General features: G+C 39.9%; 2 protein-coding genes. One reads left to right on the top strand and one right to left on the bottom strand.

Annotated features, from left to right (window positions below; all coding sequences use genetic code 11):
- Positions 1-301 (top strand): P22AR C-terminal domain-containing protein (locus FEK50_RS23605; protein WP_138211688.1); only part of this gene is annotated, 301 nt, incomplete at its 5' end.
- A gap of 278 nt (positions 302-579) precedes the next feature.
- On the opposite strand, the gene FEK50_RS23600 is transcribed toward FEK50_RS23605, so the two are convergent.
- A complete protein-coding gene (locus tag FEK50_RS23600; RefSeq protein WP_131162690.1) occupies positions 580-1260 on the bottom strand; it encodes a hypothetical protein in 681 nt (226 codons plus the stop codon).
- Between the last annotated feature and the right edge of the window lie 111 nt (positions 1261-1371).

Genomic DNA, 1371 nt, shown 5'->3' with positions numbered 1-1371 from the left:
CGATCGAGAAGTTCAACAATCCCCAATCACAAGACAATTCACTGATAACGAACTTTGCACACTCGCCTGGTTATGGCGAGCAGGGGATGTGATGTTAACCGCCTGCCAGAATGTTACTCCACTTCTTCAGGTTGCGGAGCATCGCGAAGCCGGTCGCTTTACTTCTATTGAGCAAGAATATCCCCAGATACTACATAAGGCGCGCGAAATCCTTGCCAGAGAAACGGCACATGTAAGATTCCAGCCGTGGCAGGATGATAAGTGGAGCCGAGTATTGCCGCATTTGCGTTCTGAGCAGTAGCAATAAAGTTTCCGGTGAGAAATGTCACCAGCATTTTGTTATGAAACGGGTATTGGCGGTATATGGGGGCGGGGCTTTAGTTATTAGGTGTCGAGAATTAATTGTTTGTAGCAATATAAAAAGGAACGCTTAAGTTCGTTTATTTTTTAAGCTTCATATACATAGTGGATAAAAATGAGAACCACCCGCTCAGCGGGTGGTTTTGCGCAAGTTAAATTTTATAATTTCAGTGAATCTTTACGCGGTAATAATGCAAATGATAGTTGAAAAAAGCACTATCAGTCGATAGACTCACCGTAGGATGCAACTGCCTGAGCGCTGCATATAACAGCAGTATGCTGGGTATATCCAGTATCCTTCAGGTGATAATAACTATTATTATCTTTATTAAAAGCGTAAATGCCACAAACACCATTATTCTCATTACTTGTGTCCCATCCACTATTAGCTAACGTGCCCCACTCCTGGTAAAGCCCTGCGTTAACTTTTCGATTGATGATATGACTCCATTCGCTACTTTCATAATTAAAGTCACTATCGATATCATGTATCCCAGGAAATTCTCCATTCATGTTTTCAATCCACGGTAAAATATCTTTAACTGATGTATAAATTTCAATGCTGTATTTGAAAAAACGCTTCACGATAAAAATATAGATGCCGGCAGATTTATTCGTTGATTTATCAGTGGCGAAAATGACAAAAATCTTCCCAACGCACTTTTCATCTACGCCCGGAAAAGTTACTGTGCCATCCTGGCTAACCGCCAGAACATTATTGTCTGCATTAGTGCCACAGGTCCATTTTACCTTGTCATTATTAATAGGGTCATTATCAATGACCATCTTGAAGGTTGCTCCTGGGAACAAACTGTTAGGGAAACAGTAACCACTCTCCATATCATTTTTAATATCATAGATATGGCTATCAACTAACACGCCTGTAATTTTGCTCATCATTGAACTCTCTTTGTTTGTTAAATAAAAAGTTTTATTCCTGAACAACGGAACACGCTGATATTAATGCAACCAATGAATTGTTGTTGTTACTTGGAGGTTATATAGTGGTAT

The sequence above is a fragment of the Escherichia sp. E2586 genome (assembly GCF_005781105.1).
In the GTDB taxonomy this organism is placed as follows: domain Bacteria; phylum Pseudomonadota; class Gammaproteobacteria; order Enterobacterales; family Enterobacteriaceae; genus Escherichia.
Note: the sequence above shows the minus strand (reverse complement) of the source record. Positions and strands in the feature narration are given on the sequence as shown.

Bases quoted from the DNA above. Each gene is read 5' to 3' on its own strand.
- FEK50_RS23600 (WP_131162690.1), bottom strand. From the start codon at position 1,260: ATGATGAGCAAAATTACAGGCGTGTTAGTTGATAGCCATATCTATGAT.